This is a genomic window from Terrilactibacillus laevilacticus (assembly GCF_006517395.1).
GTDB classification, from domain to species: Bacteria; Bacillota; Bacilli; order Bacillales; family Sporolactobacillaceae; genus Terrilactibacillus; species Terrilactibacillus laevilacticus.
The window spans coordinates 602791-627799 of record NZ_VDCY01000001.1 but is presented as its reverse complement, the minus strand read 5'-3'; the positions used below and the strand labels follow the sequence as shown (position 1 = coordinate 627799).

Here is a 25009-nt window from a genome sequence, read left to right as displayed (position 1 = left end):
ATGAAGCAGGCTAAAAACGCGACGTCCTGTCGCAACGCCTGCACTAGGACATCCTGTGCGTCGAAAATCCCCCATAGATTGAAGTTTCACTTTATCATAACTATACTGTTAATTATTGGATTTGCAATATTTTAAGTTTACATTAGAATATGTTAATGTTGTACTGATTAGGAGAGGGGGAGGAACAGATATTGCTTAATATTCTGCTTATTTTGTTGTTACAACTTCTATATGTCCCTATTTATACATTAAGAACGATCTTTTTAGTAAAAAATATGTCAACTCTCGCAGCTATTCTAGGCATTATTGAGATGTTGATTTATGTTTTTGGCTTATCGCTTGTATTTGGGGGAGATCAAAGTTTTATCGCTATGTTTGTATATGCGCTGGGATTCGGTATAGGGATCATTTTAGGTACAAAAATCGAGAAGAAGCTAGCGATTGGTTATATTAATGTCATCGTAAATACGCAAAATAAAAATACTGAATTGATTAATATGCTCCGAAATAATGGATTTGGAGTAACCACCTATATTGGCGAAGGAAGAGATAGTCATCGGATAAGAATGGAAATCTTGACAAAAAGAAATAGAGAAAATGAATTGCTTGCTACGATAGAAAAATTCGAACCAAAAGCTTTCATTATTTCTTATGAACCTAGACAATTTAAAGGCGGATTATTACTTGCTCGATTGAAGAAACACAACAAAAATTAAAGCGTGTGTTGATTGTACGAAATAAACAAAGATACCATGAATAGATTGAAAACCTCTATTAAAATTTTAAATTTAAATAGAGGTTTTTTAATTTAATTGAGGGAAATTTTATGGTTTTAAATATACTTGAGTGATAAAATACAGTAATACATCGGATGTTCATTATTTTTAATAGCGTTTACATTGTCTTTATTTGTTAATTTTATCAAAAAAAGAAAGGGAAATAACATTTTAATCAATTTTTAATGAAAAATTAATTAGAAGTTCAGTTCGTAGGGTTACAGTAAAAAATATAAGTAAAAATTTGAAGTCTAAAGATGAACATGTCATCTTTTTTTGCAACTATATGTACCATTAGAGGAGTTAAATCGGTATGGCTTATGAAGACAAAAATAAAATTCTGATACTCTCAGCAACCATAGGGGATGGGCATAAACAAGTGGCAAAGGCGATAAGTGAGGCCGTTGAATATACACTTTCTAATACAGAAACTATTACGATAGATATTATGGAATGGATTCATCCATATTTATATCCCCTTAGCAATTACGTTTATAAAAGAAGCATTAAAAAATTCCCTCAAATTTATAGTTATTTATATAGAAAGACTCGTGTAAAGAGTGTTTTTTCAACTAAATTAATATCACTCTTTATGTTAGGTATACATTCGATGTTAGAAATAGTTCATAGAGTGAAACCATCGATTATTGTCTGCACATATCCTTTTGCAGCTGGAATGATCTCTAAATTAAAAGAGCAAGGGTTAATTGATATTCCCTCGGTAACGGTCATAACTGACTACACAGATCATTCTTACTGGATCCATCCGTTAACCGATCAGTATATAGTAGGCTCAAGTCAGGTAAAAGATCGATTAATCTCTGCTGGTGTTGAGCCATATAAGATTAATATTACTGGAATACCCATTAGAAAAAGATTTTTCGAAACACCGACTCGTGAACAGTTAATAAAGAAATTCGATATAAATTCCGATAAATTTACAATCCTTATAATGGGTGGAGGGGATGGTTTTTTCGGAAAAGGAGTCTCAACCTTTCAAGCATTAGAATCTATATCTCCTTCTGTTCAGTTGATCATCGTTTGTGGGAGAAACAAAAAGTTAAAAAAACGATTAGAGCAAGACTGTATAAACTTTAAACATGATGTCTTACTGATGGGCTACTGTGAAAATATTCATGAGTTAATGGCTATGTCAGATTTAATCATTACTAAACCAGGTGGGGTCACCACATCTGAAGCCTTGGCGATGGAATTACCCCTATTAATCTATAAACCTCTTCCAGGTCAGGAAGAAGACAATGCACGTTTTTTATTAGAATCACGCTTAGCATTGGTTGCTAAAGATCAAAATGAACTAATTAATAAAATTCAAAGTTTACTAGACGACTCTGAATCCTTAGTTTTTATGAAACAACGGATAAAGCAGTATTCTACAAAGATATCTTCTTTAGAGGCTATTAATGTCATTGTTCACGCCATTAACCAAAAAGAAAATCAAAAAATAGGTTAGTTATATAATTGACTAAAGAAACAGACGACCACCTTAACTTTATTTTTTGATAAAAGTAACGTTAAATAATAAGAGATAAACATTCCAAAAAGACCAAAATTATGGTCTTTTTTTTATTTTAAAAACTAATCTAATCATTAATTTTGCTTGCGATATCAGCCCGTTTTTATAGAAAAGTACTGAGACCATTCGATAGAAATGGTCTTAATTGTCGAAATCGGTCAATTAATTATGCGTAACTTTAAAAGGATATTGTGTCTAATTATCGAATTTTATTTTATATACAGAAAATTTACAAGTAGATCAAGAATTAAGGAGGCGAAATAAGGTGAAGGAGAGGGAAGAAAGGTTTTCATGACTATGTCAAATGATAGAACAACACATATAGATTTCAAGATCAGACCGTTGTTTCTAACCATTTCGTTTTTATTTAACTCACTAGGAGGTAGCTGATTTGAAAAGAAGTATTTTATTGAAAGTTTTTTTAGCACTTTTGCTCGTCTTTCCTTTTAATCTTTTTAATACTGGGGGGAATTATCAGGCAGAGGCGCTAACCTCAGATGGTTCCATGACTGTCACGGAAGCCCTCGCAAGTTATGAGATTAATAAAGAGAATACTGACACAGTAGAGGGATACATCGTCGGACACGCAACAGGTTCTAATACAGCCAACTTTAACGCCCCTTTCAGTAATGATTTCAATTTCTTAATAGCTGATTCCCCAACCGAACATGATAAAACCAGACTTATCGATGTTCAAATACCTAGTGGCGACAGAAACCAGTTTGGGCTTCAATCAAACCCAAGTATTGTAGGCAAAGAAGTCAAAATAACTGGAAGTTTCCAAGACTATAATAGTTTTCCTGGATTAAAGTTGGTAACGGAGATTTCTTTTGTCGATGACTCAGATAATCCACCTCCACAGGATCCGACTTCAACCGATCCGCTAGCTGGGGCAGGAAAGAAGGTTCTCTTTGATAATACTCACGGTGAAACATCTGGAGCCGCAGATTGGGTCATCAACGGTGGATTTTCAGATTTTGCGGATGCATTAAAAGCTGACGGTTTTACTGTTGACCAATTAGACCGTTCCATTCCATATGATTTTGGCACGGAGGCAATTACTTTGGATAAATTAAGCCAATATGATGTATTTATCCTAGGAGAAGCAAATGTGCCTTTTAAAGCATCCGAGCAGCAAGCTATGCTTGATTATGTGAAAAATGGAGGTAGTATATTTTTTATCGCCGACCACTATAACTCTGACCGAAACCTCAATCGATGGGACTCAGGCGAAGTCTATAATGGCTATCGCCGAGGTGCATGGGGTAGTCCAACGAAAGGGATGGGAACTGAAGAAGCAAATTCTGCCGCAATGAAAGACGTAACCAGCTCTGATTGGTTAAAAAATAACTTTGGTGTTAGATTCCGTACGAATGCAATTGGGGATATCACAAATGGAGAAACAGTTGTTTCGCCAAGTGACTCTTTCGGAATTACTCAAGGGGTAACAACGGTTGAGATGCATGCGGGTAGTACGTTATCCATTATTAACCCTGATATTGCCAAAGGCTTAATCTATCTTCCAGAAAATCCATCGAAATGGTCATCAGCCGTAGATGAAGGTGTTTACAACGGTGGTGGCATTGATGAAGGTGCCTTTGCTGCTATCTCGAAGGTAGGTAAAGGAAAAGCGGCCTTCATTGGTGATTCCTCACCTGCAGAGGATTCTACACCAAAATATCTTCGTGAAGATAATGGTGGAAAAAAAACGGGTTTTGATGGTTTTTCAAAAGAAGGACAGGATAAGACCTACTTCGTTAATACAGTTGAATGGCTTGCCAACCAAGAGGACTATACTAGCTTTGAAGGAAAGATCCCATTAAGCCAGCCTACACCGCTAAGAGACGATGAAAATGATCCTTCACTTTCAACAGAACCCGAACATGAGCCATGGACCACACCACCTTCCGGCTATAAGTGGTATGACTCTTCTACATTCAAGCCGGGCTCATTTGGTTCAGAGAAAGAAGCTTCGACACCGACCATTCCAGAGCTCACAACTATTGCTAAAGCTAGACAAGCGGATGAAATGAGCAATGTCACAGTGGAAGGCGTTATAACGACGAAACCAGGAATATGGGGGTCAAAGGGCTTTTATCTTCAAGATCAGACAGGTGGGGTTTACGTTTACCAGGGGACTGATAACTATCATGTGGGACAAAAAGTTAGATTAACTGCCCAAAAATCAACCTATAATGGGGAAATAGAACTATCCAACATTATTCAGTCTGCTGATGAAGGGGATGGAACCGTTCCCTCTCCGTCAGTTGTTACGACTATTGACAGCAGCAATCAAGGTCAATTAGTTACTTTACAGAAGGCTACGGTAAAGAACATCTCGAAAACCGATAGCTATGGGACATTTGAATTTGATGCTGTAATTGGAGACACGACAACTCGAGTACGAGTAGATAGCCGAGGTGGCATGACGTATGATGATTTTATCGCGACCTATAAAGAAGGATCTGTGTTAAACATTACAGGATTGGCGAGTATTTTTAAAAATACCTATCAAATAAAACCTCGATCAGCGGAAGATTTAATAGATGCTGAATCGTCACCTGTCAATGTACAACTCCTTGGCATTAATGATTTGCATGGTAAAATTGATCAGCATTACAGTCTGGACTTAAATAGAGACGGAAGTAACGACGGGATCTATGGAGGAATGGAGTATCTTGCTTCCTATATTAAAGAACGTGAAAAAGCCATTCCGAACTCACTACTCGTAGGTGTCGGTGATATTATCGGTGGCAGCCCGCCATTATCTGCTCTATTCCAAGATGAACCCACGGTCGATATTATGAACGCCATGGGGATGGATGTTAGCACAATCGGAAACCATGAATTTGATGAAGGAACAACGGAACTTCTACGCATGGTTAATGGCGGTGACTACCCAAAAGATAATGAAAATCGGTCATATGAAGGCATGAATTATCCCGAGCTTGCTGCAAATGTAGTGTACAAAGATTCTGGACAACCGATTTTACCTCCATATGCAATCAAAACAGTTGGCGGTGAACAAATTGGCTTTATAGGTGTAACGACAAAAAGCACCCCAGATATGGTAATGCCCGGTGGAATTCAGGATATCAAATTTACGGATCCAGTTGAAGCCATCAATCAATCCGTTAGTGAATTGCACAAGAAGGGGGTTCATGCTATTGTCGTTCTCGCTCACTCTCCAGCAACACAAGGATCGGATGGATCTATTACAGGGGAGGCAGCTGATTTGGCGAAGAGTGTTGATGATGACGTCGATGTCATTTTCGCTGCTCACAATCATGCTGTTGATAATGGTACAGTCGACAACAAGCTAATAGTACAAGCCTCTGAATACGGAAAGGCTTTCAGTGATGTGGATTTAACGATTGACCCGGTAACAGATGATATCGTTAAGAAATCCGCAGACATTATCTTTGTAGATGATAGTAAGGATGAGCCAGATCCTAAGGTGAAAAGCATTCTCGATAAATATGAGACCCAAGTGGCACCTAAGCTCAATGAAGTTGAAGGCGAAGCCTCTATACCCATGGAAGGTGGCTATGCGACCAAGGGTGAAAAAGGCGATAATGCGTTAGGGAATTTAGTTGCCGATAGTATGAAATCGGCCATGAATAGTGACTTCGCACTGATGAATGGAGGTGGAATCCGTGATAATCTCGATAAAGGGAATATTACCTGGAATGATCTCTTTAACATTCTACCTTTTGGTAACACACTAGTAAAAATGGACATTACCGGGAAGGATCTGCAGGACATCCTAAATGCCCAATTAAATACGTATTATGGACCAGATTTCAGTGTAGCTGGTTTTAAATACACCTGGGATACCAATGCAGGGAGAACCGTCGATATCTATCTACCAGATGGTAGCAAAATCTCTAATGATAAAACCTATACGTTAACAGTCAACAACTTTATGGCAACTGCTACAGGAGCTAAGTATAAGGCCATTGGGGATGCAGGTAAAAACTTGGTCCAGGGTCCGGTCGATGTTGATGCTCTGGTTGACTTCGTAAAAAGTTTTGATAAACCACTTGCTTACACATCAGAAGGCCGGATTTCTGAAGTCTATGTCCCACGAGATCCCGATCCAAATACCAAAGTACTTTCTATATCCGATGCAAAAGCACAAGCCGATAATACCAAGGTAACCGTTGAGGGTGTTGTCACATCGACACCAGGCGAATTTGGCAATAATAAAAGTTTTTATCTACAGGATGGTACGGGCGCGATTAACGTCTACCAATCACTGGATCCTGGATTGAAAATTGGTGACAAGGTGAAAATAACTGCAACCAAATTCACCTATAACGACGAGACCGAATTGAAATATATGACCGCATCACAGGTTGTAGATCATGTGAATCTCTCACCTAAGGTCATTTCTAACCTTTCTGATGGTTGTCTGTATCAATTTGTCTCTCTTCAAAATGTAAAGATAAGTAAAATTTCAGTACCTGACAGTTATGGAAACTTTGCATTTGATGTCGTAAACGGTGATCAAACGACTACGGTATCAATTGATGGTAGAACTGGAATTAGATACGAGGAATGGACTAAGAATTTCCATCAAGGAGATTATGTGACTGTCTCAGGCATAGCATCAGGGGATAGGTTAAAGCCTAGATTAATGGATGATATCATACCAGCCATCCAGAATAATGTACTTAATGTGGATGTCACAGAACAAACAGGAGATTCAGCATCGATAACCCTAGACGCCGATCTCATAACCTATGCGATAAAAAAGAAGACTATAATTAAAATTAATAAAGGAGACATCATATTTAAACTTCCTTCATCAGACTTGAAGACCGATCAGTCGTTAACAATAAAAATTTCAAATCGTACAGATGTGACAGACAGTGCTGTAATCGGACAAGTGTATAACTTTACGGTAACGCAAGGGGACCAGGAGGTTTCCAAATTCAAGACACCAGTTGAAATAACTTACATCGTTGATGCTTCAAAAATAGAGAAACCAGATAATATTTCAATATATTCCTATAAAGACACCAACGGAAAGTGGAAAAAAGTTAAGGGAGACTATCAGAATGGCAAAATCAGCACAGAGCTCTCTAAAACTATGACTACTGCTGTGAGAGAAGTTCACTCTAAAGAAGTTCACTCTAAAAAGAATCATAAAAAGTAATATTAAAGAAAACCAGTGTTAAGCAACTTTAATGCTGGTTTTCTTTAACAAAAATATCTAAAACAAATCAATTCTTAATAAAGAAACACATTTTAAACACATTTGAGCAAGGTATTCAAAGAACTATAAATAAAAAACTAGAAACAAAGTCCCCAAGTTTCTGTCGCCAGACACCTATGTAAAAGAGGGATAATCTTGTGTTTTTCACACATTCTAAATTACTACGTAAAATATCATTTTGACGAAGTAAAGTTCAAGGTGTATAATTAAAACGTACCTCAAACACATTTTTTATGAATAACACCTAATTACATAAAATCTTACTTACGGAGGTTTTTTTATGGATGATGAACGCAAATTACATCTTTATGAACGAATCGATGAAAAATCACAAAAACTCCCTTGGTATGTGATGGAATACATTAATAAAAAGAAACGGATCATGTCACCAGCTACGTTATTGAATTATTGTCATGATTATCTGATCTTTTTTGATTGGCTGCTTGCTGAAGGTTTCCATGATGCCAAGTCAACCAGTGATATTCCATTGAGCTGTTTAGAATCGTTAACACCGCAGCAAATCGAAAATTTTCTTTCGCACTTACAATTTCGCCTAAACAATTCAACTCTTACCGTAAATCGTAAGCTTTCCGCTTTAAAGTCGCTTTTTCACTATTTACAAAATATTGCTGAAACCTCAGACCTTAAGCCCTACATCCAGCGAAATGCGATGGCTAAAATTGAACTAAATCCAGTTAAAGAAGATCAAGAAGCCGTCGCTCAAAAAATGGCTGGAAAAATCCTTTGGGATAACGAATATGAGCAGTTTAGGCAATTTGTCGCACATGATTATGGTGTTGTTTTTAAAGATAATAAAAAGCTCTACAACTTTCATGTGCAAAACTGTGAACGAGATACGGCCATTATCTCCCTTATTTTAGGTTCTGGACTTCGACTTTCCGAAGTTGTTGGTTTGAATGTTGATGATATTGACTTTAAAAAGTTCTCAGCTCGAGTCATTCGTAAAGGAAATAAAGAACAATATGTCTTCTTTAGCGAGCAAGCGATGCTTGATTTGCATGATTATCTAGCTGTACGAAGTAAAAAATATGATATCAACCAATCGAATAAAGCTCTTTTTATTTCTTCACCCATGGGACCCAAAGGTACGACACGCAGGCTTAGTCCTCGGGCTATCGAAAATATGGTTCAAAAATATGCAAAAGCTTTTGGTAAACCCTCTCTATCTGTTCATAAATTACGCCACTCTTTCGCAACACGATATCACGCTGAAAATAATGATATCCCGAAACTGAGACGTCAACTCGGGCACTCTTCTGTTCAAACCACGATGATTTACACCCATCTCTCCAATGATGAATTGAAAAAAGCCGTTGATAAAATGGATGAACATCTCGAAGATCGTTTTCCAAACGAGTAAGCTATATATAGTAAGGAGCGGAAAATGCCCCTCCTTCTATCCCCTTCTTAATTTTTCATCATTCATACTAGATCCATCTTAAATTGGGATAAAAGATGTCATGTAACTGAGGAAATATTCCTAAATCTAAGTAGTTGACTGTCTTCCCTTTTAGTTCATTTATGTTAATCTTTGATTTCTTGAATCACATACTGTATAAAAGTTTTTTTAAGATGATTTATATATAGTTTACATAATGTTATTTTGTGTGTAAAAAGGAGTCATGTCTCAGTCCTTGCTAATCAAGATCACTTCAAGATACATCTATCAAGTTTATGCCATTCGGACTTTCACACTGTGTATAGAAGTCTTTTTTTCTGTTTTTATTTAGATTATTGGATAATTCTGTTCGTAACTTGGGTAGCAATAGTATGGTGGTCTAAGTGCTATTTTAGACATTGGCCAGGAATCCTCCATATAGACCATCATTACTTTTTCATTTGAATGATTAACTAGCAATAGCTTAACTTCTGGATTAAATTCATATCTCAAAATGGTAGTCCCCTTCCATTAGGAATGTGTGGATTCTCCTCCATCAACATGAAGAACTTGACCGGTAACAAAACGAGAATCATCAGAAGCAAGATAGACAAAGGTTGGCGCGAGTTCAAATGGTTGGGCAACTCGTTCCATTGGATTAAATGCTCCATATACAGCGACTTGGTCTGACGAGAAACTTGCTGAAATAAGTGGGGTCCAAATTCGGCCGGGAGCGACGGCATTAACACGGATTCCTTGTTTCACGACATTTTTAGCCAAAGCACGTGTCCAACCAACTATTGCGCCTTTTGTGGCCGTATAATCAATCATTTGCTGCTCACCTACATACGTCACCACTGAAGTAGTGCCAATGATTGAGCTGCCTGGTTTTAAATAAGGAAGCGCTGCTCTTGTTGTGTAAAAATGAGAGTATATATTAACTTTGAAGGTGTCATCGAATTGCTCATCTGTAATGTCAAGCAGACTTAGTTGTTGGAATTGAATACCAACGTGGTTACATAGAATATCGAGACGTCCAAACGTATTTACTGTTTGTTCTACAATTGAGATACACTGTTGTTTGACTCGCAAGTCACCAGGCATTAGCAAACAACGCTGTCCGAGTTGTTCAATCCTTGTTTTTGTTCTATTTGCATCCTCATGTTCATCTAAGTATGAAATAGCAACATCTGCGCCTTCTTTAGCAAACGCAATTGCTACTGCTGCACCAATACCACTGTCTCCCCCTGTAATAAGTGCTACTTTTCCTGTTAACTTTCCACTCCCTTTATAGTTAGGGTTTTCGATAATTGGAAGGGGCACCATAAATTTTTCCACTCCGGGATGGCGCAGCTGTCGCTGTTCAGGTAAACTTATCGGAATTTCTTCATAACGTGTGATTTTCCCATAGTTAGGGTACATGGGATAAGGTCGAGTTTTCATGTTCGCTTTAAACATTTGTTGCATTTGCTTTATTTGGTCTAATTGGCGACTTTGATCCTTTTGATCCATGGAAACCTCCTATAGAAATAATTTTCTTCTATAGAATGTTTATGTTGTTCACTACAAATATAGTAAGAAAAGTGGTAAAAAGTTGTTTCCTTTCAACACAGAAGCGTATTCTTCCTCAAAAGAGATACCTTTTTTCTTTATTGAACTGACCTTTAGGTCAAAGAGCTTTACCCAACATTCTACCCCCTTTATCGGAACAACTCTTATTGTTAATTTACAGTTCTTTAATCCCGGCTACCTTAAGAATCGTACCAAAAAAATAGGTCAACCAGAAAAAACCGGCTAACCACATAATACGATCTGGCCCTATTGCAAAAATAACAAAAAATACGATTTGTTGTTCCACTAATTCTTCTTGGTTAAATGGTCGAATTTGAAGATAATCCGAACAAAGCGAAAATGACGTTTCGTTGTTCTCGATTTACTATATTGTTGCCAAATCCTCTTTCGTGGGCATTGGAAGAAGAACTTTATTTGCAATAGACCGTACAATCACCTCTTATACTAAAATAAAAAACCTATCATCGGAGATAGGTTTTTAAATTACTAAATTTTCCGGAATGGCCTCTCATACAGCGATTCGCTTCTTACCCCTAAAGAACGTTTCTGTATATTAATCCCGGAACCACCCTTTTTTTCTAAACCAAATATACATGCTAAATCCAACAATCGCCATGACTATTAATGAGAAAAAATAGCCATACCGCCAATTTAATTCAGGCATATACTTAAAATTCATACCATAAAGACCAACAATAAAGGTTAGAGGCATGAAGATACTAGAAAAGACGGTTAAAATTTTCATTATATTATTCATTCGGTAGGACGTAAGCGACATATAGCCATCTCTTATATCAGCCGTTATTTCCATATCTGACTCGATCATATGAGAAAGTCTCGTTAAATTTCTATAAATATTATGGAATTTTTCTATTTTATGATCTTCTATTTTCACATGATCCGATTCAATCATCCGATGTAAAATATCTTCTAATGGAGCAACAAGATGTCTAAATTTTAACAAGTCACTACGAATATCAAAGACTTGATTAAATACTCTTTTCATGGACTCATTTTTAGATTTACGATCAATTTTTTCAATTCTCTCCTCTAACCCATGAATAATAGGAAAATAACCATCAACAATATCATCTAAAGTCAAATAGAGAATATCCATTGGATTAATTAACTTATCAGCATTTTCATCTTTAGAACAAAAACTCCATGAATGGTTGATTTCCGGTAGTTCAGTTTCATGTACAGAGACAATACCACTCTGACTGACAAAAAAATGAACTTTATATCCTTTGATGTTTTTTTCTTCAACGGCAAAGACCCCTAAATAAAAGTTGTCTTTAGCGTATTTTAACTGAGAACGCCTAAACCCCTGTTGATCGTTCAAAGATTGCCAATCAAAGTGTAAGGCGCGTTGAAGGTCTTTAAATTCGTCTTTATTGGACTGCTTTAAGTCTATATCTGCCCAAAACCAAGCGATGTTTTCATTATGTAAAGTCTCCCTTGTTAAACTATTGAGTAATTCACCTTCTTTAGTTTTTCCTAGTATTCTAGTCATATCTTTTCCCCTTTCGTATATAACATACAGAAAGCCTAAGAGTTAACTATTCCCTTTTCTAGATGGAAATATGCACATATCAGATGATTTTTCAAGAAAAAAAGGAATTGATCAGTTAATCATTCATCATTATAATGAATATACAGAAATTTTTTTAGGAGATGATTCTTTGCCGATTAAGATCCCGGAACTATTACCAGCAAAAGAAATACTAGAGAATGAAAATATATTTGTGATGACAGATGAAAGAGCCAATACGCAGGATATCCGTCCTCTAAAAATATTGATTTTAAATCTAATGCCTGAAAAACAAAAATGTGAAGCACAGCTACTAAGGCTCTTAGGGAACACTCCTTTGCAGGTAAACGTTTCGTTCCTAAGAATGATGACTCACGAATCAAGAAATACCAGCCATCTTCATTTGGACCAATTTTATACTAGTTTTGATGAGATCAAGAATAAAAGATTTGATGGAATGATTATAACTGGTGCTCCAGTCGAGTTACTTCCTTTTGAAGAAGTTGATTATTGGCAAGAGCTAACAAAAATTATGGAGTGGTCAAAGTCTTCGGTAACCTCAACGCTTCATATTTGTTGGGGAGCTCAAGCAGCTCTATATTATCACTTCGGTATAGACAAGTTCATATTGCCAGCCAAGTGTGCGGGTATTTTTGAACATACTATTGAAGATCGAACGGAGAAGTTATTAAGAGGTTTTGATGATCTTTACCTTGCACCCCATTCACGTCATACAGATGTAGATATTCATGAAATAGAAAAATGTCCAGACATTAAACTCTTATCATCGTCAGAAGAAGCTGGTCCATTCATTATGAGCTCAAAAAATGGTAAACAAATCATGATTACTGGTCACTTGGAATATGATGAAGATACATTATTAAATGAATACAATAGAGATCGTGAACGAGGTTTAAATCCGGAATTACCACTGCATTACTTTCCTCATGATGATCCAAGGCAAAAGCCTTTGCACCGGTGGCGCTCACATGCTCATTTATTATTTTCCAACTGGCTCAATTATTATGTCTATCAAGAAACACCTTATTTGTGGGATTAATCATCGTTTTCCACTATACCAATAAAAAACTTGTCCGATTGCGGGGCCTATAAGGTGCATGCAGAGGACTAGTTGCACTTATACCTTAAATTTTTATACTCTCTTAAAGTGCCAAAAAAGTCTTCCATTCGCGGAAGACTTTTTTATTAGAACAATGATCTATGAATCCGAGGTGTCACAAACTGCCTCTAATCTCTAGGTCCCTATAAGTTTTATTCGAAAACATATGCAGCATTTAGATTATAATACAGTTGACATAGAGGTTACGCTAGCGTTAATTCTAATTAAGCTCTATTTCTATTAAATGAGTTAGGTTTCATTCTAGTTTGATAGAAATAGAGCTTAACCCCCTATTTTTAAATTCGACTAAACCTTAAATAACGATCACCTTGATAGACAAGTGAACCTTGATCTCCATCGACTAATTGTCTATAATCGGTGCTTGAAACTTCAAGTTCTATCTGCGCACCACTTTCTACTTGAAAGGTGACAAAATAGTCTGTGTTATTTTGGTTTGACAAATCGTTTACTTGGGTTCGTTTTTGTAAAACCGCAGCTTCAACTTTTGACGGAGCTCGTTTATTTTTATACGATTCGAGTTTAATGTGATAAAAAATGGTCGCCGCAATAATCAAAATAAAAAAGATGAAAAATATTGTGAAAAATAGAGGGAAACTAATGTTTCCATTCGCCATTAATTGAAAGCTTCCCATTTTATATTTTACAACTCCCTTCTTCAAATATATTAGACGGAAAAAGAGGTCAAATGGTTTCACAAACTATTTAGTTACTAATATCTTCGTCAATTCATCGTATTTTCGATCCATAATACAATGAATTTTTGTCTAAAAAAAAACATATTCTAACTTAATTGATTTGGATTTGGAAGAATCACTTGGCTGTAATAATAGAAGAAACCAAGAATACCTATTAGAATAACATAAGCAACCCCTATGGCTATCTTTTGTTTCATAGACGTTTTATAATAATTAACAACTCGATCGGACTTATATTGCATTTTCTTTATCTCTTCATCTAACCAATCCAGTCCATCTTCACTTTGATCGAGCGGCGTATTTTTATATATGTCCATTTGTCTTTTATATAGTTGCTTTCGGATCTTTTTAAACGATTTTGAAATAGCCCGGTTGGCATCTATCTCCACCATTCGTTCGGCTAATCGTTTAGAACGTTCATTATCTAAATATTGAGTTTCATTTTTAACATAGATATCTTGGATTTGATTAAATCTTTGAAGGAGATCTGCTCGTTTTTTCAAACGTCGAATATCATATTGATAATACCTATGATCAACAGGTTGTCTCAATTGACTGATACTATTAATGATCCCAAAAATCAAGATCAAAATAATGATTGGATTAGGCATAATAAACATCAATCCTGCAAGCAGAATAATCCCTATGAGCCATATCCTTGGTGAAATGGCACTGACAATTCGTCCACCATCAAGTGGGGAAACTGGCAGCAAATTAAATAAATTTAAAATGCTACCTAAATAGACCATCAGAGCATATAAACTCGAATGGGTCAAGAGATATAACAAAATTGCAACTAGTGTAGCAAGCATACCAAGGAAAGGACCAGCGTAAGCAACATAACTTTCATCTTTCGAATGTTTTAGTTCATCCTTTATACCAACTGCCGCGCCAATAAATGGGATAAAAAAAACAGGTGATGTTCTTATACCTCTTTGCTTAGCCGCGATCATATGCCCCGTCTCATGTAAAACAAGGGAATACATGAGAGCTACAGCAAATTTAAAGCCGTAGAACATAGCATAGACACCAAGTGATAAAAATAATGACAAAAGTGAAGATAATTTAATTGCTTTTAAAAAAATAAATAAAAATTTAAATTTAGCCAGAAATAGGAGAATCATTGATACTATTCCCCACATACCACTTTTATTTTTTCGTTTTGCCATATTATAGTCACCTACTCTAATGGACACAGACTATATTTCCATTATTTAACTCAATATCCATCCTATTTAAATTATAACAAACATTCTAAATTTTTGATAGTCATACGAGACTCAATTAATATAACAATCTGACTGTTAAGAACCAAAAAAAGATAAAGTCAATGACCTTATCTTTTTTCAGAACGTTTATCATACTTCATTTTTTTTGGCACTAATATCGTAAACGAGGTCCCTTTTCCTAGTTCACTTTCGACCTCAATAGATCCTTTATGCATATCTATAATTTTTTTGACAATAGACAGACCAAGTCCATTTCCTCCCGCTGCTCGATTACGAGATTTATCAGCTTTGAAAAAACGTTCAAATAAATGCAATTGGTCTTCTCTACTGATACCGATTCCGGTATCACTTATACAGATTTTAGCGAACTCTGCGTCTTGAGATAAATAGATAGACAAAGAGCCCTTTTCTTCAGTGAATTTTATGCTATTTCGTATAAGATTTATCCATACATGACTCATCAATTCTTCATCAGAAAAGATGAACACTTCGTCTAAATCAATATCAAGCTGTAAATCTTTCTTACTCCACTGCGGCTCACACGATAAAATAATGTGCCTTAATTGCTTATCCAGACGATAATCCCGAGGTTCAAATGGCTGTTGCTCGGACTCTAAAGCTGTCAATTTCAGGAGATTATCACTTAATTTTGATAAACGCTGGGTCTCCATCTCTATAATACTTAAATAGTGTCGCCGATCTTCTTTTGATAAATCATCGTCAGATAAAGCTCTAGCGAAACCTCCAATAGACGTTAATGGGGATTGGATTTCATGTGAAACATTGGAGATAAATTCTTGTCTTAACTTTTCAATCTGACCAAGATCTTGCGCCATTTTATTAATATTTGAGATCAATTCTGAAAATGGACCGGGTGTATTTTTACCATGCGGCCAATTCACCGTTACATTAAAATTTCCTTTCGACATCTCTTTTAAGGCATTAATGATAATTGCCCACACGTTTTCATGTTTCTTCTTTCGCCATCGTCCTAAAATATTAATTAATATCCCAAAGATAAAAAACCCCAAAAAAGCAGTTATTATGCTCCTAATCCATTCGTATGGCCAAAATCCAAAGGCATAGTAGATTGAAAAAGTTAACCAATAAGTCAATATCCAAAGACAAATAAGGCACACATTAACCAATATTATCCATTTAATAATATGAAGGTGTTCTTTGATCTTTTTCATTCGGCAACCTCAAAACGATAACCAAGACCTCTAACTGTTGTAATCCAAAACGGATAATCTTCTTTCGGAAACCGTTCTCTTAGCCGCTTGACGTGTACATCAACGGTACGTTCATCCCCTTCATAATCAAATCCCCATACTTCTTCAATCAATTGCTCTCGAGAAAATGTCTTTCCTGGTGAGCTCGCTAATTTGGACAAAAGCTCAAATTCCTTAAGTGGAATCTGAATAAATCGGTCATTTATTTTGACTTGATGCGAGTGAAGATCTATTTTAACTTGACCTAGTTGAATGATTTGAGATGTTAAAATGTGATATCGTTTTAATAATGCTTTGATTCGAGCAACAAGTTCGAGGGGATCAAATGGTTTAACCAAATAATCGTCGGCACCCAGTTGGAACCCTTTTATTTTATGAACGGTTTCACCTTTAGCTGTCAGCATTAAAATGGGCAGGTCATCTCCATAGTAATGTCTAATTTCCTGACAAGCTTCAAATCCATCCGTATCTGGCATCATCACATCCAAAATCACAAAATCTATCGGTTGTTTTTCAAAGCAATTTAAGGCTTCTCTTCCATTTGCGGCTTCAATGATAGTGAAACCTTCTTTTTTTAAAAATAAGCCAGCAAGCTCACGGATATTTGGATCGTCATCAACTACTAATCCAATAACTTCATTCATATACATCAATCCTTTACATAAAGAAATCCATCAAATTGATTTTAACTCAGTGAACGAATCAGATTCAGAAAACTGACTACGATATAGTTCTGCATAGAATCCACCTTTTTCAAGAAGAAACTTGTGAGTTCCTTGTTCAATGACACGCCCTTTATCCATCACAAGAATCAGATCAGCATCTTGAATCGTTGATAATCGGTGTGCAATGATAAAACTGGTTCTATCCTTCATTAATTGATTCATGGCCTGTTGAATGTGCATTTCCGTCCGTGTATCAACACTACTTGTTGCTTCATCAAGAATAAGTATTGCTGGGTTCGCTAAAATCGCTCTCGCAATAGTTAAGAGTTGTTTCTGTCCTTGAGAAATATTAGATCCCTCTTCATTTAAAATGGTATCATAGCCATCAGGCAGGGTTCGGATAAAATGATCTGCATTGGCTGCTTTTGCAGCTGCGATAATATCTTCTTCACTTGCTCCTTGTTTTCCATAGCCTATATTGTCTCGAATCGTCCCTTTGAATAACCAAGTCTCTTGAAGGACCATACCAAATAATTGATGTAAGTCTTGCCTCTTCATATCCGTAATATCGATGCCATCGATGAAAATGTGCCCCGATCTGAGCTCATAAAAGCGCATTAATAAATTGACAAGAGTTGTTTTTCCTGCACCTGTTGGTCCAACAATCGCAACAGATTGACCTGCTTTTGCTTCAATCGTCATATCTTCAATAAGCGCTTCTTCTTCCTTATAACGAAATGAAACATTTTCAAACCGCACATGACCTTTGGGATACGATAAGACTTTTACATCTTTCCGATCTGGAATATTCTCCTTTTCGTCTAGCACTTCAAACACACGTTCTGCTGATGCCATTGTGGATTGAATTAAATTTGAAATATTGGCGATTTGCGTTAGCGGCTGTGTAAATTGACGAGCATATTGAATAAATGCCTGAATATCACCAATTTCTATCATCCTCTTCGTGACCAAAATCCCGCCAACCACAGAGATTAACACATAACCGATATTCGATGTAAACATGATCAACGGCATCATAATTCCAGACAAGAATTGTGCTCGCCAGGCTGAATGATAAAGTGTATTGTTGATCGTCTCAAACTTTTCAATTGCCTGTTTTTCACGTCCAAAAGCTTTAACAACCTGGTGACCTGTGAACATTTCTTCAACATGACCATTTAAGTTCCCAATTTGCTTTTGCTGCTGAATAAAATGAGCCTGAGATTTACCTGAAATCCACTTTATCCCAATAAAACTTAACGGTATCGTTAGAATCAAAAGAACGGTTAGTAGGACATTGATTGATAGCATCATCACAATCACACCAATAAACGTTACGAGTGAGGTAATGGCCGTCGTCAAACCTTGCTGCAAAGTATTACTGATATTCTCAGTATCATTAACAGCACGGCTGAGGACTTCGCCATGTGTTCTTTTGTCAAAGTAGCTAAGAGGTAATCTCGAAATTTTTTCATCTATTTGTTTACGAAGGACATAGACTATTTTTTGTGCAACACCGCTCATTAAATATTGCATCAGATACATGAATAATGAACTAATGAGATAGAATACAAGCAGAGTAATCAAAATTCGACCAATAAAATGAAAATCAATGGATGCATTTGGAACACCTTTTATTTTCATCATGACCCCTTCAAACAATTTCGTTGTGGCCATGCCTAGCATTTTGGGAGCAACAATAGAGAAAATTGTGCTTAATATAGCCGTGAAAAACACGATAACTAAAATGCTCCGATGTGGTTTTAAATAACCAAGGAAGCGCACTAGTGTTCCTTTAAAATCCTTCGCTTTTTGTTTAGGCATCCCTCGATGAGACCCGTGATGACCAAACCCTCCGGGACGAATACCCCCACGTTTTGAATCCTTACTCATGCTAGTTCCTCCTTATCCACTTGAGACGATACAATTTCTCGATAAACCTGACAGGTATCCATCAATGACTCATGAGTACCGATGCCCGCTATCGTCCCTTCATCTAAGACAATTATTTTATCTGCATCAATGACCGTACTTATACGCTGAGCCACGATAATCGTTGTTGACGTTGCTGTAATGGATTTAAGGGCTTTTCTTAATTTTGCATCCGTTTTATAATCAAGCGCTGAAAAACTATCATCAAAGAGATAAATTAAGGGTCTTTTGACAATCGCACGTGCAATGGATAAACGTTGCTTTTGACCCCCAGATACATTTTTCCCGCCTTGAGCTAGTAAAGAATCATATCCATCCTTCATATCCTGAATAAAACTATCCGCTTCAGCCATCTTAGCAGCTTGCTTAATTTCATCATCTGTTGCATCTTCCTTACCGTAACGAATATTATCTTTAACTGTACCAGTAAAAAGTACGGATTTTTGTGGAACGTAGCCAATCATTTGACGAAGGCTTTCGATTTTCATGGTTGCAATGTTGTATCCATCGACGAGGATTTCACCGTCTTCAATATCATAAAAACGAGGAATTAAATTCATAATGGTCGATTTACCAGCTCCGGTTCCACCAATTATGGCTGTTGTTTCACCAGGATTGGCTGTGAAGTTCAAATCGATAACGGCGGGATTTTCCGCCCCTTCATATCGAAAGGTGACGTGTTTAAACTCAATAGCACCGCGATTGGGAATGTCACTTACATTCTGTGTTTTTTTCGCTAAAACATCTGTAATATCGGGCTTTGTAGCCAAAACTTCATTAATCCGAACAGATGAAGCCTGACCTCTAGGTATCATGATAAAAAGCATGGCTCCCATCATAAGAGAAAACATGATTTGCATGGCATATTGTATAAAAGCCATAAGATCCCCGACTTGCATGGCACCATGACTAATTCTAAGACCACCGAACCAGACAATAGCAATCGTTGACACATTCATAATCAGCATCATCATCGGCATCATCGCAGCCATTATTTTTTGCACTTTGACGCTTGTGATGGTCATGTCTTGATTGGCTTGATCAAAACGCTTGAGTTCATCATCTACTCGATTGAATGAACGTACAACACGTATACCAGTTAACCCTTCACGTAAAACCAAATTAAGGCGGTCCATTTTCTTTTGTATTTGTTTAAACAAAGGGATGCCCCGTCTTGCAATGAGTAAAATAGTCACGACGATGACAGGTATGGCCATGACAAGAACAAGTGAAAGTTTGGCATCACTATAAAAAGCCATAATAATCCCACCAATACACATGAGCGGTGCCATAATCATTAATTTTAAAATCATAAGAAAAACTTGTTCAACTTGAGAAATATCATTTGTCGAACGTGTAATTAAAGATGCTGTTCCTAAATCGTCGAATTCACTTAATGAAAAAGATTCAATATGAGAAAACATTCGATAACGGATGTCTCTGCCAAATCGAGACGCCACCTGTGCAGACAAATAATTGGCTATAATGGTGAAAGCTCCTGCCACAAGCGTGATAAGCAGCATATAAATTCCCATTTTTAAAATATAACCGATATTTCCATTTACGATCCCAGTGTCAACAATATCTGACATCAAAGTTGGTAGATATAAATTAGCCAGTGATTGTAAAAAAACGAACATGATCGTAAAAACAATCGACCACTTATAAGGGAGTAAATACTTTGACAATTTTAGCATTGTTGTTCCTCCAATCAAAATCCATTGACTTCTCCTATTCATCTCGAGTTATTGTACGCTCGTTTTATGAACACACGATGAACAACTCTTTTTTTATTTTCAATGATCCTCTCATGGTTTAATCCAAAGCTTGCTAAAATCAGCCCAGCCAAAGGCATTGAGTGTTATGCCAGCAAGAGCCGCATGAAACGTCATCTCTCTTAAATTATGATAGAGATAAATAATATTAATGTCTTCAGTAAGCGACCTTTCAATCTCTTCAATTTTCTGCATTCGCTTTTCAGAGTCCAGTTCTTCAATAAAAAATTGCATCAAGTGATCAAGTGTTTTTCTCTGTTCATCATTTAAAAAACGCCGGAGTAAACTCGTCGAATTTTTAAATAGATTGGCTAGACCGAGTTCCATATTTTCTTCCAGAACTTCTCCGCAAAAGAGGATGTCTGCTTTCTCTTCCACTTCATGCTCATAAAAATTCTCCAGCGGGAAAGCATGAAGTGATAGATTTAAGCCAATCTTCTCCGCTTTATCCTTCAACCATACGGCATCGTTTAATGTTTCTTTATGATCAAAGTAATACACATGCAAAGTTTCTCCGTTGTATGAACTATTCACAAGATATCGTTTAGCATCATCAAATGTCTCTTGAGCTCTAGGATGTAACTTACTATGTGAAGGAATAAATCGACTTGCCGGGGCAAACCGATTGCCTTTAAGCTTTGAAATAAGCTCCCGCTGATTAATTAATGCACGAATCGCACATCTCACATTTTTATCCTCTTGAATACCATTCACTCGGAAGTTAAATAATAGAAAACTACAGCCATTTTCCTGATGTACTTTTGCATGATAACCCTTCTCTTTAGACGATAATGACGGAACATCATACCTTTTCATTTTGTTTACTAAATGAGGGGCAAATAATAATTCGATACGGTCTAAAAGAGCTCGCTCCTTAAAATAGTTTTCAAATCGATGAAGCAAAAGTCCTTTTTTGTCATATTTCAAAATACGAAAAGGGCTCGTTCCAATATTATGCTCATGATCATAACCAACATCTGAGGCTAAAATAGCACAATTGATTGAACTTAATAAGTGAAGAAGAAAACCTTTTGGCTTTCTAAATATAAGAGTAAAGGCATAATCGTTGATCGTTTTAAATTCATCAAGATCATCTAAATACCAACGACATGGAATTTGCTTCAACTGATCTCTTATTCTTTGAAAAGTAAACTTTACATCCTGTGATGTACATTCTTTACCATGATGAAAAAGGATCCCTTTTCGTAAATAAAAGGTCCACTCTGTCTTTGGTACATTTGTTGTCCAACTATGGGCAAGATGTTCCTCAAATTGATTTGTAACGACATTATAATTGATCAAACAATCAAATATTTGATGACTTATATGTGCTTCACTTGTAATAGCAGCAAACGCTGGATCAAGTGTAGCAAAATGCCGGCGCATCGGAATACGTAAAATATCAATCGATTTCTCCTTCTGGTTTTCAACTTGAAACCCAAAATGCGATTGCAATAATCCATGACATTCATGGAGAATTGTTTCTGGAAGGGCATGTTCATTTAAAAATCGTAAGGCTTTATCTAATTTTCCTTCTCGAATATCATGCATAACCTCATCTTTAATCACTTTATCTAAAGGCTTAAGAAAAGTGATTTTAGAAGTATTCCCTCTACCACGTCCAGCTTCCCATGAAATATACCCCTCTTCATGCAGTCGTCGAATAATTAATTTTGTATTTCTGTCAGAACAATGAAAATAAGAGACACATTGTCTTATAGTTACTGAAATAGCTTGAGGAGATGTTGGGTTAAGTTCTGTATATAGTTTTGTATAGTAATCGAGTAATGCCATGTTCCTTTTCCTTTCTTTTATGAGAATGTCCAAAAAGGTGAAACTTTTATTTTAATTCTACACTTTTTTTCCTCTTTTTTTTAGATGAAAATAGATAAACAGAGAGAAAGGAAGTGTGACACGATTGAAATCATTTATGGCATTACATCCTAACATCAAAATTCGGATTATAACAACTTTCATATCCCGATTTGTTGGAAATATGGTATTTCCCTTTATGGCGATCTATTTTGCAACCGAATTTGGTGTGGCTAAAGCGGGAGCATTAATTTTTCTCAATGTCATCGTAACTATGACAACGAGTCTATTTGGTGGATATGTTTCAGATCGGGTTGGTCGTAAAAAAATGATGGTTATCGCTCAAGGTATTCAAATTCTAGCCTTTGGTTTAATGGCATTAGCAAATTCACCATGGCTTGTTTCTGCAATACTGACCTTTATCATGATGCTTGTTCAAAATATTAGCAGCGGACTGATGAATCCTGCTGCAGAAGCGATGCTAATAGATGTCTCTACCCCTGAAAATCGACGTTTTATGTATAGCATTAACTACTGGGCAACGAATTTATCGATTGCAATTGGTACAATTATCGGTGGATTTTTATTTCATACCCACCGATTTGCTCTATTTGCAACATTGACACTAACCTCTTGTATCATATTCATAGTTATCACCTGGATGATGTCAGAGAGCCATAATGGAAATCAAAAAACAACTTCAAAACATATCCTTGATATCGTAAAAGAGATAGGACATAATTATCGAAATGTCATGTCAGATAGATACTTTCTCATTTTTTGTCTTGGCAATTTACTTGCACTCTCACTTGAATTTCAGACGAATAATTATATCGCTATACGACTTCAAAATGAATTTCATGCGAACCTATTTGGCCTTATATCCGTAGACGGATTAAAAATGTTAAGCTGGATCCGAGTTGAAAATACAGTTCTTGTTGTTCTTTGTACCATCCTTGTGAATCAATGGATGAGTAAGTTCAAACCTCTTCGTGTATTTTATATGGGAATCATCATCTACACATTGGGTTATACAGTTCTTGGGTTTAGTAATCTATGGTTTTTATTACTTATTGCCATCCTCGTTGCAACATTAGGGGAATTAATGTACGTTCCGGTATGTCAATCCATTGTGGCTGACCTGACAAAAGAGAATGTGCGGGGTTCATATATGGCCATTTACGGGTTTGTATTTCAAGGTGCCAAAATAATGAGCTCAGTCGGGGTTATCCTAGGCGCCTTTTTACCTTCCATTATGATGGCTTTCTTGTTTCTTTGTTTAGGATTATTCGGTTTATATGCATTTTTCATTGCAACGAGACCACGATCTCAAAAATTCATAACTACGAAACAAGCGGCAAGATAATTGAAGAATCTACTACGATTAAAAAAGCTGACACCTTTATAAAGATGCCAGCTTTTCTCTATTATTTTAAAGTTATCTGATCATATCTGATAAAACATAAGCATACACCAATTTTTCCGTATTTAAAATGGAAGATTGATGAGTCCGCTCAAATGCATGGGAAGATTCAATCCCTGCACCTATTAATCCATGGATAATATCATTTCCAGCTGATATAGCAGCCGATGCGTCAGATCCGTAGTAAGGATAAATATCCACTTTATAATCAATATCGTTCTCCTTTGCTAGATCTACAAAATGTTTTCTTAAACCATAGTGATAGGGACCACTTGAATCTTTCGCACAAATGGAAACCGTGTATTCATCTGAAGATTGGCCGTCACCCAAAGCCCCCATATCAACAGCAACGTATTCCACTGTCTCTGGTGGAATATTGGAATTTCCCCCATAACCGATTTCTTCATTATTGGAAATAAGGATATGCGTTGTATAAGGCAAAGTGATGTTATCTTCTTTTAAATGTTTCAATAAACGAATAAGGATAGCGACACTTGCTTTATCATCTAAATGGCGGGATTTAATAAAACCACTTTCCGTGATTACAGGACGTGGATCAAACGAAACAAAGTCCCCAACTTCAATCCCTAGAGACCTGACGTCTTCTTCATTTGTTACTTTTTCATCAATGCGAACTTCAATGTTTTCGCTACTTCGTTCGGCATCCCCTGCATCTTTGTAGACATGGACAGACTGTTGATGCATGAGAATCGTTCCGGAATAAGTTTTTCCTGAGGAGGTCTCAATTGTACAATATTCACCTTCAACGGCATTCCATTTAAAACCACCAATCATTGATAGTTTTAGTCTGCCATTTGATTTTATTTCTTTTACCATGGCGCCTAGCGTATCAACGTGAGCCGTTAAAAAACGATGCTTGGACGAATTAGCACCAGGAACAGTAATGAGAAGACCGCCTTTGTTATTTCGCGCTGTTTCATAACCATATGTATGTAAAAGATCTTCAACAAACGTAATTACTTTCCCTGTGTTGCCTGTTGGACTTGGAATAGATACTAAATCCTTTATTAATTTCATGGTCTCTTTAACATCGGGATAAGACATCGATCAT

16 protein-coding genes are annotated in these 25009 nt (G+C 36.4%); 6 read left to right on the top strand and 10 right to left on the bottom strand.

Annotated features, from left to right (window positions below; all coding sequences use genetic code 11):
* Positions 1 to 191 precede the first annotated feature (191 nt).
* The 4 genes from FG390_RS02780 (at position 192) to xerS (ending at position 8912) form a co-directional block, all read left to right on the top strand.
* Positions 192 to 716 (top strand): DUF2179 domain-containing protein, encoded by a 525-nt coding sequence (locus tag FG390_RS02780; protein WP_141189471.1) that lies wholly within the window; start codon positions 192 to 194, stop codon positions 714 to 716.
* Between the two features lie 373 nt (positions 717 to 1089).
* The gene (locus tag FG390_RS02775) at positions 1090 to 2247 is read left to right on the top strand and encodes an MGDG synthase family glycosyltransferase (protein ID WP_141189470.1); all 1158 of its coding nucleotides are present in this window, start codon (positions 1090 to 1092) and stop codon (positions 2245 to 2247) included.
* Between the two features lie 454 nt (positions 2248 to 2701).
* Positions 2702 to 7471 carry a 5'-nucleotidase C-terminal domain-containing protein gene (locus tag FG390_RS02770; RefSeq protein ID WP_141189469.1) on the top strand — a complete coding sequence of 1590 codons (4770 nt, stop codon included), beginning with the start codon at positions 2702 to 2704 and terminating at the stop codon, positions 7469 to 7471.
* Positions 7472 to 7811: 340 nt separating this feature from the next.
* The gene (xerS, locus tag FG390_RS02765; protein ID WP_141189468.1) at positions 7812 to 8912 is read left to right on the top strand and encodes a tyrosine recombinase XerS; all 1101 of its coding nucleotides are present in this window, start codon (positions 7812 to 7814) and stop codon (positions 8910 to 8912) included.
* A gap of 549 nt (positions 8913 to 9461) precedes the next feature.
* On the opposite strand, the gene FG390_RS02760 is transcribed toward xerS, so the two are convergent.
* Both FG390_RS02760 and corA read right to left on the bottom strand, forming a co-directional pair.
* Entirely contained in the window at positions 9462 to 10442 is a 981-nt protein-coding gene (locus tag FG390_RS02760) for an SDR family oxidoreductase (protein WP_141189467.1), read from the bottom strand.
* Positions 10443 to 11055: 613 nt separating this feature from the next.
* Positions 11056 to 12015: a magnesium/cobalt transporter CorA gene (corA, locus tag FG390_RS02755; RefSeq protein WP_141189466.1), complete on the bottom strand. Its 960-nt coding sequence runs from the start codon at positions 12013 to 12015 to the stop codon at positions 11056 to 11058.
* Positions 12016 to 12184: 169 nt separating this feature from the next.
* On the opposite strand from corA, the gene metA reads away from it, so the two are divergent.
* On the top strand, positions 12185 to 13093 hold the full coding sequence (gene metA, locus FG390_RS02750; RefSeq protein WP_141189564.1) for a homoserine O-acetyltransferase MetA: 909 nt from the start codon (positions 12185 to 12187) through the stop codon (positions 13091 to 13093).
* Between the two features lie 356 nt (positions 13094 to 13449).
* On the opposite strand, the gene FG390_RS02745 is transcribed toward metA, so the two are convergent.
* The 7 genes from FG390_RS02745 to FG390_RS02715 form a co-directional block, all read right to left on the bottom strand.
* Positions 13450 to 13806 (bottom strand): DUF2500 domain-containing protein, encoded by a 357-nt coding sequence (locus FG390_RS02745; RefSeq protein ID WP_141189465.1) that lies wholly within the window; start codon positions 13804 to 13806, stop codon positions 13450 to 13452.
* A 149-nt stretch (positions 13807 to 13955) separates the two neighbouring features.
* Positions 13956 to 15038 carry a site-2 protease family protein gene (locus tag FG390_RS02740; RefSeq protein ID WP_141189464.1) on the bottom strand — a complete coding sequence of 361 codons (1083 nt, stop codon included), beginning with the start codon at positions 15036 to 15038 and terminating at the stop codon, positions 13956 to 13958.
* A gap of 167 nt (positions 15039 to 15205) precedes the next feature.
* Positions 15206 to 16291, bottom strand: coding sequence for a sensor histidine kinase (locus FG390_RS02735; RefSeq protein ID WP_141189463.1), 1086 nt, complete (start codon positions 16289 to 16291; stop codon positions 15206 to 15208).
* Entirely contained in the window at positions 16288 to 16974 is a 687-nt protein-coding gene (locus FG390_RS02730; protein ID WP_141189462.1) for a response regulator transcription factor, read from the bottom strand. Before FG390_RS02730 ends, FG390_RS02735 begins: the two co-directional genes overlap by 4 nt.
* Before the next feature lie 30 nt (positions 16975 to 17004).
* Positions 17005 to 18888 (bottom strand): ABC transporter ATP-binding protein, encoded by a 1884-nt coding sequence (locus FG390_RS02725; protein ID WP_141189461.1) that lies wholly within the window; start codon positions 18886 to 18888, stop codon positions 17005 to 17007.
* The gene (locus tag FG390_RS02720; RefSeq protein WP_141189460.1) at positions 18885 to 20624 is read right to left on the bottom strand and encodes an ABC transporter ATP-binding protein; all 1740 of its coding nucleotides are present in this window, start codon (positions 20622 to 20624) and stop codon (positions 18885 to 18887) included. The genes FG390_RS02725 and FG390_RS02720 overlap by 4 nt, the downstream gene beginning before the upstream one ends.
* 111 nt (positions 20625 to 20735) lie before the next feature.
* Positions 20736 to 22496, bottom strand: a complete 1761-nt coding sequence (locus FG390_RS02715) for an ABC transporter substrate-binding protein (protein WP_141189459.1) — start codon at positions 22494 to 22496, stop codon at positions 20736 to 20738.
* 136 nt (positions 22497 to 22632) lie between these two features.
* Between FG390_RS02715 and FG390_RS02710 the strand changes: the two genes are divergently transcribed.
* Positions 22633 to 23880 (top strand): MDR family MFS transporter, encoded by a 1248-nt coding sequence (locus tag FG390_RS02710; protein ID WP_373681520.1) that lies wholly within the window; start codon positions 22633 to 22635, stop codon positions 23878 to 23880.
* 72 nt (positions 23881 to 23952) lie between these two features.
* Here FG390_RS02710 and FG390_RS02705 read toward each other — a convergent pair whose 3' ends face one another.
* Positions 23953 to 25002 (bottom strand): M42 family metallopeptidase, encoded by a 1050-nt coding sequence (locus FG390_RS02705; RefSeq protein WP_141189457.1) that lies wholly within the window; start codon positions 25000 to 25002, stop codon positions 23953 to 23955.
* Between the last annotated feature and the right edge of the window lie 7 nt (positions 25003 to 25009).

Excerpts from the sequence above, each read along its gene's own strand:
- FG390_RS02775 (WP_141189470.1), top strand. The coding sequence starts at position 1,090 with ATGGCTTATGAAGACAAAAATAAAATTCTGATACTCTCAGCAACCATA.
- xerS (WP_141189468.1), top strand. The coding sequence starts at position 7,812 with ATGGATGATGAACGCAAATTACATCTTTATGAACGAATCGATGAAAAA.
- FG390_RS02760 (WP_141189467.1), bottom strand. The coding sequence starts at position 10,442 with ATGGATCAAAAGGATCAAAGTCGCCAATTAGACCAAATAAAGCAAATG.
- corA (WP_141189466.1), bottom strand. The coding sequence starts at position 12,015 with ATGACTAGAATACTAGGAAAAACTAAAGAAGGTGAATTACTCAATAGT.
- FG390_RS02745 (WP_141189465.1), bottom strand. The coding sequence starts at position 13,806 with ATGGGAAGCTTTCAATTAATGGCGAATGGAAACATTAGTTTCCCTCTA.
- FG390_RS02740 (WP_141189464.1), bottom strand. The coding sequence starts at position 15,038 with ATGGCAAAACGAAAAAATAAAAGTGGTATGTGGGGAATAGTATCAATG.
- FG390_RS02735 (WP_141189463.1), bottom strand. The coding sequence starts at position 16,291 with ATGAAAAAGATCAAAGAACACCTTCATATTATTAAATGGATAATATTG.
- FG390_RS02730 (WP_141189462.1), bottom strand. The coding sequence starts at position 16,974 with ATGAATGAAGTTATTGGATTAGTAGTTGATGACGATCCAAATATCCGT.
- FG390_RS02725 (WP_141189461.1), bottom strand. The coding sequence starts at position 18,888 with ATGAGTAAGGATTCAAAACGTGGGGGTATTCGTCCCGGAGGGTTTGGT.
- FG390_RS02720 (WP_141189460.1), bottom strand. The coding sequence starts at position 20,624 with ATGCTAAAATTGTCAAAGTATTTACTCCCTTATAAGTGGTCGATTGTT.
- FG390_RS02715 (WP_141189459.1), bottom strand. The coding sequence starts at position 22,496 with ATGGCATTACTCGATTACTATACAAAACTATATACAGAACTTAACCCA.
- FG390_RS02710 (WP_373681520.1), top strand. The coding sequence starts at position 22,633 with ATGGCATTACATCCTAACATCAAAATTCGGATTATAACAACTTTCATA.
- FG390_RS02705 (WP_141189457.1), bottom strand. The coding sequence starts at position 25,002 with ATGTCTTATCCCGATGTTAAAGAGACCATGAAATTAATAAAGGATTTA.